Raw genomic sequence first — 6,865 nt, 5'->3', positions numbered from 1 at the left:
CATAGGTTGGGCAGACTCTACTTCATGGTGAGGGATTTTGCGGGGGGCAGGTCAAGCCGCGTGTACAAAATCAAGCCAAAAAAGTAATCTATAAGGGCTCTTTTCTGGTTCGATGGAGAGATAACTTTGACGATAGAGTTGAGACCATGAGCTAGTGGGCAAGTATCCTGTGGAGTTAGGGGGAGGGGCGCCATATCGAATGTGGCCACTCCGGCTACCTCTATATCCGCCGGTGTGCATTTGATGCACTGCCACATCATGTCCTGCAGCGAGGAATGAATTCTTCATGGCGAAAGGCGAGGTTGGGTGACCGCAGGTGCTGCTTGCAGCAGACGGAAATCATATAATTTTTCTAAATGGTGCTATTTCACTATCAGTTCACACTTTGATTTTAGCGTTAGACCGGTTCGAAAACGGAGTGGGATATGAAGGTCGAAGCGCTTTTGCTAGCGAAGCAGTCTACCGCGGTCAAAGGCGTTAGTCCTGACTTCACGTTAAAACAAACCGCGCAGTTACTGCTTGAGCACAAGCTCGGTGCGTTGGTCGTGACAGACGGTGACGATAGGTTGATCGGGATTGTCTCAGAACGAGATCTGATACCTGTCGTCGCGAGTTCCGATCCTGAAGCAGGCAACCGGCGGGTTTCCGAAGTCATGACACGCGCTGTCGTTTCCTGCTGTTCCGAGGACGAGGTGGCCTATGTACTCCGTTTGATGAACGAAAACTCTTTCCGGCATATGCCTGTTCTTAGAAATGGGAAGCTAGTGGGCATTCTTAGTATTCGCGAACTCACGAAGGCGTATGAACTTCTGCAGATCGAGGCGAATACCGACCCTCTGACTCAAGTTTCGAACCGGCGGCCATTTCTCAAGACACTGGAAACCAATTTTGAGAATGCTCTGGAAATCGGCCTGCCGTTGTCTGTCGCGATGTTAGATGTCGACCACTTTAAGCTCATCAATGACAGCTACGGTCACGACGCAGGTGACAAAGTTCTGCAAGAGTTATCAAGAATGCTGATACGTGAGTTTCGGACTGTGGACCTTGTTGGGAGGCTTGGGGGCGAGGAGTTCGCACTCGTGTTTCCAGAAACAGATTTGGCGGGCGCGTTTATCGCCTGCGAGCGTTTGCGAAAGAGCGTGGAACAACAGGTAATTCATGCTCATGGCCACAAGATTCGCCTCACCGTCAGCATTGGCCTGACTGAAATCGCTGGCGGTTTCGTAAATGGTGCTTCCCTTCTCAAACGGGCAGATGAGTTGCTCTACTCAGCGAAGAGCGGTGGCAGAAATCAAGTGGTCTCGGAAGAGAAAGAAAAGAGAAGAGAGCTATCTATTGTTGGAGTGCACTAATGCCAAATAGGCAAGACGAAAAAGCAAAGGGATGTGGTAACGAGTATAAGTTTTTTGGTGTCAGGCCGCCTGTCGTCAGCGAATTTGTTTTGTACGGGATTGCAATCCCGGGGCTTACTTTAGCGCTTTTCGGAGGACTAGTAGGAAACTGGGTTTTGGAGCGGCATCCTCTGGTTCTGTTCATCATTGTCTCTGTGGGCGGGCTTCTTGGGTTTGCGGTCGGTGTCATCAAGTCCAGAATGTATCAGAGATCTCTTGAGGCAGTCGCTATTGGATTGCTCCCGCCTAAATGCGCCTGTCACGATGAAGACGTAGCTGAGACATGAAGATAAGCACAGGCGCGCGCATGGCAGTTCGGTATTTTGACTTTGTTTAGTTTTTCAAACCGGGTGCTAGCCCTGAACTTCTGGCACTTACCTGAACTGTGAACCGCTGTCTGCTGATCATAAGCAAAGAGCAGACAATTGGCATTGTGAATGAACATCGGACCGTGATGGGCGTGCCGAAAGCAAGGCATCCACCGCCGAGCAGGGCATTGCATTACAGTGTCGAGAGGTGGGATGTGATCCTCTACAAGCCGGGAGAGAAGCATCGCGGTATCGATGTTTCGAATGCCCGGCGGCTGAAGGTGCGGCAGGCCGAGAAGGCCAAGCCAAACCAGATGCTGGAGGAGCAAATGCTGCGCCCGATCTAAACGCCTTAAAGGGGTCCGACTGGCACGATCTGAGTTCTGACTTTACGCGCGGGTTTACTCTACGCAGGTAGCTGGACTACTGCACGTTTGTTTTGAGCTCAGCCCGTGAATTCAACTTTCTCACTGAGTGCGCTCGTACCACTGATTTTGTCGCGTACGCATTGTCCTCAACTTTGCAAGTCGGCGCAGCATGCGGGCATTCGAATATCGTGCAGCGAACTTTCGTTGGGTGATCCGCAAGACGCGGGACGGAGCGCCAAGTCGCCGCGGTTTCCCCAATGACCGAATAAGGCAAAGGCCAAGGTGAATTTATCGACTATCGATCTCATTGACCAAGATCAGCGCGCAAAGCTCAAGGACATCGCTTGCCCATGAGCTTTGTGATATCCAATTGGTTGATCAAGAAGTCCATGAAACATCTGACTTTCGGAGTTAGCACATTCGACTTGGGGTAGATCAGCCAAAGAACGGATTGGTCGTGTAAGCGCCAGTCTGGTAGTACACGGATCAAGCGTCCCGCCTCAATATCTTGCGCGACGCTCCAGAGCGAGTTTACTGATATCCCCATTCCCGCCAGTGTCGCCAACCGTTGGGAAGTTCCGTCATCAAGGATCGTGCGGCACATCATTTTTGTCGGATCCAGAACGGCCGTTTGACCATCGGCATGGATGATTTGGCGTGGAGTAGTGCTCGACCATGACAGGAAACGATGGGCCTCAAGATCATCAGGCGTCATTGGTCGTCCTGAATGCTCTAGGTAAGCAGGGGAAGCGCACAAAATGCGCGTGTCATCTGCCAATTTTCGCCCCATGAGGCTGCTGTCTTCGAGTGGCGCGCAGCGCAGGGCTAGATCGAAACTGCCTTCGATGATGTCCTGCCGAGTGTCAGACAGCCGCAAGTCGATGGTGATATCAGGATAGATTTTCTGAAAATCCGGCAAGATTGGAATGATATGCAGTTGTGCGAAGCTGCTGGGGGCCGCGAAACGCAATACGCCGCTCGGACGCAACGCGCCTGCGCCGACTGCAGCGCGCCCCGCCTCCACTTGGGCGAGAACCTCTCGCGCATAGGGCAAGAATGCCGCACCCTCCTGGCTGATCGAGATCTTGCGCGTTGTGCGATGCAAAAGCTCCGTACCCAGTTCCCGCTCCAGCTTTGCAAGGCGGTTACTGGCCATAGCAGGCGCAAGGCCGAGGTCGCGACCAGCTGCGGTGATGTTCAGCCGTTCGGCGGCGGCGACGAAAAGGCGAAGGGAGTCTGTATCCATGCGCTCCAATTATATCAACAATGCGAATTCTGAAACAATATATCGAGCATTTTTATAATTTTTTGTGGTGATATTTCATACCCAACAACGCAGCACTCTGGAGCATTGAACATGAAATCTATCGGCTATACACAAAACGGCCCCATCGACGGCGCGGGTGCCCTGAGCCAGTTTGATCTGGATAGGCCGACCCTTGGCGCGCGCGATATTCTGGTCGCGGTCAGAGGCATCTCGGTCAATCCCGTCGACGTCAAATTGCGCGAAGCGCGTGCCCCCGAAGGCGATCACGGTATTCTGGGGTATGACGCGGCAGGCACGGTTGTCGAAATCGGCTCCGAGGTCAAAGGCTACGAGGTCGGCGACGAGGTGTTCTACGCAGGTGATGTGACCCGCGATGGCACCAATTCGGAATTCCACGCGGTCGACGAACGCATTGTCGGCAAGAAACCTGCGTCGCTGGATTTTGTCGAAAGCGCGGGCTTGCCGCTGACGTCGATCACCGCCTGGGAAATGCTGTTTGACAGCTTCCGTTTGGCGGAAGGCGGCGGCGAGGGCCACAGCCTCTTGGTGATCGGAGGCGCGGGCGGCGTCGGCTCGATCCTGATCCAGCTTGCCAAGACGCTTACCAACCTGACAGTTATCGCAACTGCATCGCGCCCCGAGACCGAAGATTGGGTGCGTAAGATGGGCGCCGATCATGTGGTCAATCACCGCGGCGATCTGGCGGAGAAAGTCAAAGATCTTGGCCTCACGCCAACCTATGTTGCCGCACTGACAGCAACGGACCAGCATTGGCCCGCCATCATTGATTTGATCGCGCCGCGCGGCCACATCTCGCTCATCGACGATCCTGCATACCTGGATATCTCGCCCGCTAAGCCAAAGGCGCTGACGATCTCTTGGGAATTCATGTTCACCCGTTCGATGTTTGCCACTGACGACATCACCGCGCAGCGTGATCTGTTGAACCGCGTGTCGCAGATGATCGATGCAGGCACACTTCAATCCACAGTCACTGAACGCGCCGAGACGCTGACGGTGGACACGCTGACCGAGGCGCATAAGCGCCAAGCAAGCGGTCGCGTAATCGGCAAGCAGGTCCTGCCCGGGCTGTCCTCTTAATCAAACCGACCGACCCTCAAGAGGAAAACCAAAATGGCTTATTATTCTGTTCTCGACGTAAGCCCCACCGACGATGCGTGGATTCCCGACTACCTGCCGACTGCCAATGAGCGCGTCGTAGCGCACGGCGGCAAGTACATCGCGCGAACCACAAGCCACGAGCAGGTGGAAGGCGAAACGCAAGAAGCAGGTCTGCGCATCATTATCGAGTGGCCGTCCAAGGAAGCCGCGCAGGCATTCATGGCCGATGAGGCTTATGCCCCGCACCTTGCTGCACGTACTGCCGGTTCGGTCAGCCACCACTATCTGATCAAGGGCAAAGACGACCTCGCCTAAAACATCCGCGCCGTCCCTCACGAGGGGCTGCGCATTTTGACGGAGACCCCCATGCGCGACGACACCCATACCCCATTCGAGCAAATCAACCGCGGCTACAACACGACGTTTCAAAACGGTCGATTGAGTGTCGGGCTTGTGGTTCCGATCGCGCAATACGCAAGCAGCCCCGTACCGGATATGGTCGACCATCTGACCCGTGTTCAGAAGGCCGAAAAGCTTGGCTTCAAGGCCGTCTGGTTGCGTGATGTGCCTTTCAACGTCTCCAGCTTTGGCGATGCTGGGCAGATTTTTGATCCCTTTGCCTATCTTGGCTATCTGGCCGCGACGACAACCGATATTGCCTTGGGCGTTGCCAGTATCGTCCTGCCGCTGCGCCACCCCGCCCATGTGGCCAAGGCCGCGGCGACTGCTGATGTTCTGTCAAACGGGCGGCTGATCCTTGGTGTGGCCTCTGGCGACCGCCCCGAAGAATACCCCGCCATGAACCGCGATTTCGGCACACGCGGCGATGCTTTCCGCGAAAGCTATGACTACATTCGCGCCATGAACGCACCTGCCACGCAGATTGCCAATCGGTTCGGCAAGGTTGGCCCATCCATCGAGATGTTGCCCAAACCGGCGGGAGTGAAACTGCCAATGCTGATCACAGGATCAAGCCGCCAGTTGCCGGATTGGATCGTGCAACATGGTGACGGCTGGATGATCTATCCCCGCCCTGGAGTGGCGCAGGACCGCGTGTTGCAGGAGTGGCGGTCGCGGCTGGCTGCATTGGGGCAGGTGCCGAAGCCGGTCCTACAACCGCTCTACATTGACCTTGCCGAAGACCCCGATGCAACGCCCAGCCCCATCCACCTCGGGTTTCGGTCTGGCCACCGCCCACTTGTGCAATATCTCCAACAGCTCGAGCAGATCGGAGTGCACCATGTCGCACTCAATCTGCGACTTAGTGCTGCCCCTGTCGAACAAACCTTGGAGGACTTGGCCGAATATGTTCTGCCCGCTTTCAAATAAGGAATGACCATGACAAAAACGATCCTCATTACCGGAGCGACCGATGGCCTTGGCCGCGCAACCGCAAGTGCCTTGGCGGCTCTGGGGCATAGAGTAATAACACATGGCCGAAACGCCGAGAAATTGGCCAAGCTGAAGGCCGAAATCGGTGCGAATGCATCCACTGTTGAGGCCGATATGTCCGACTTGGCGCAGGTGACTAAACTGGGGCGCGACCTTTTGCAGCGCCACGACAACATCGATGTGGTGATCAACAACGCAGGTGTCTTCAAGCTCTCGCAGCCTCGCATGAGCAATGGCATGGACGTGCGTTTTGTCGTCAACACCTTTGCGCCAGCGCTTTTGTCCAACCTCCTGCTGCCGGATATGCCAAAGGACGGCCGCTTGGTGCATTTGTCTTCGGCGGCTCAAGCGCCAGTGGATGTGGGCGCTCTGGCTGGCAAACGACAACTACAAGACATGGAGGCCTACGCACAAAGCAAGCTCGCCCTGACGATGTGGAGCCAGGACTTTGCAGCACAACACCCCGACGGGCCGATTTCGGTCGCTGTAAATCCCGGCTCGCTCCTTGCGACTAAGATGGTACGCGAAGGGTTCGGAACATCCGGCAACGACCTGAATGTCGGTGTCGATATACTTATCCGCGCGGCCCTGTCAGATGAATTTGCAGCCGCGTCGGGAAAGTACTTCGACAATGATAGTGGGCAATTTGCCCAGCCCCATCCCGATGCCGCCAATGCCGTGAAGGTCGCGCGCGTAGTTGATGTTATAAAAGCAGAGATTGGCGACTAGTCAGATCAACAGTTTATCTTTCTTCATCCATCTGACGAAAGCGTGGCGTAACGTTATTTTAGATTGGGCTAGGAGACGCCGGTATTCGCGGTCGTGCAGCATTTGTAGCTTTGTGCTCATTTCTGCCTTGCGGCGGTGCAGCGCCAAGCTGCCCGCCGCGAAAGCGTTCCTGGCTAACCGCGATCGGCTCGATCTTGTCCAGCCCAAACGAGACATTCGAACCGGGGGCAGCGGGAACTCTGCCGCAAAGGCAAAAGATCTCGCAGTATTTCCCGGAAGCGGACATTC

7 protein-coding genes are annotated in these 6,865 nt (G+C 55.2%); 6 read left to right on the top strand and 1 reads right to left on the bottom strand.

Annotated features, from left to right (window positions below):
* Positions 1–425: 425 nt before the first annotated feature.
* Entirely contained in the window at positions 426–1,352 is a 927-nt protein-coding gene (locus tag NIT7645_RS08035) for a diguanylate cyclase (protein ID WP_074964384.1), read from the top strand.
* Positions 1,353–1,914: 562 nt separating this feature from the next.
* Positions 1,915–2,046, top strand: a complete 132-nt coding sequence (locus NIT7645_RS19760) for a hypothetical protein (RefSeq protein WP_276325324.1) — start codon at positions 1,915–1,917, stop codon at positions 2,044–2,046.
* A 352-nt stretch (positions 2,047–2,398) separates the two neighbouring features.
* On the opposite strand, the gene NIT7645_RS08020 is transcribed toward NIT7645_RS19760, so the two are convergent.
* Positions 2,399–3,313: a LysR family transcriptional regulator gene (locus tag NIT7645_RS08020; RefSeq protein WP_050673257.1), complete on the bottom strand. Its 915-nt coding sequence runs from the start codon at positions 3,311–3,313 to the stop codon at positions 2,399–2,401.
* 111 nt (positions 3,314–3,424) lie between these two features.
* On the opposite strand from NIT7645_RS08020, the gene NIT7645_RS08015 reads away from it, so the two are divergent.
* The 4 genes from NIT7645_RS08015 to NIT7645_RS08000 are packed head-to-tail and all read left to right on the top strand — an operon-like array spanning position 3,425 to position 6,577.
* On the top strand, positions 3,425–4,435 hold the full coding sequence (locus tag NIT7645_RS08015; protein WP_046212333.1) for a zinc-binding alcohol dehydrogenase family protein: 1,011 nt from the start codon (positions 3,425–3,427) through the stop codon (positions 4,433–4,435).
* Between the two features lie 33 nt (positions 4,436–4,468).
* Positions 4,469–4,771 (top strand): DUF1330 domain-containing protein, encoded by a 303-nt coding sequence (locus NIT7645_RS08010; protein ID WP_046212332.1) that lies wholly within the window; start codon positions 4,469–4,471, stop codon positions 4,769–4,771.
* A gap of 51 nt (positions 4,772–4,822) precedes the next feature.
* Complete coding sequence (locus NIT7645_RS08005) at positions 4,823–5,785, top strand: LLM class oxidoreductase (RefSeq protein WP_050673256.1); 963 nt, start codon at positions 4,823–4,825, stop codon at positions 5,783–5,785.
* A 9-nt stretch (positions 5,786–5,794) separates the two neighbouring features.
* Positions 5,795–6,577: an SDR family NAD(P)-dependent oxidoreductase gene (locus NIT7645_RS08000; protein WP_008561545.1), complete on the top strand. Its 783-nt coding sequence runs from the start codon at positions 5,795–5,797 to the stop codon at positions 6,575–6,577.
* Positions 6,578–6,865: the final 288 nt, after the last annotated feature.

The sequence above is a fragment of the Phaeobacter italicus genome, from assembly GCF_001258055.1.
GTDB classification, from domain to species: Bacteria; Pseudomonadota; Alphaproteobacteria; order Rhodobacterales; family Rhodobacteraceae; genus Phaeobacter; species Phaeobacter italicus.
Note: the sequence above shows the minus strand (reverse complement) of the source record. Positions and strands in the feature narration are given on the sequence as shown.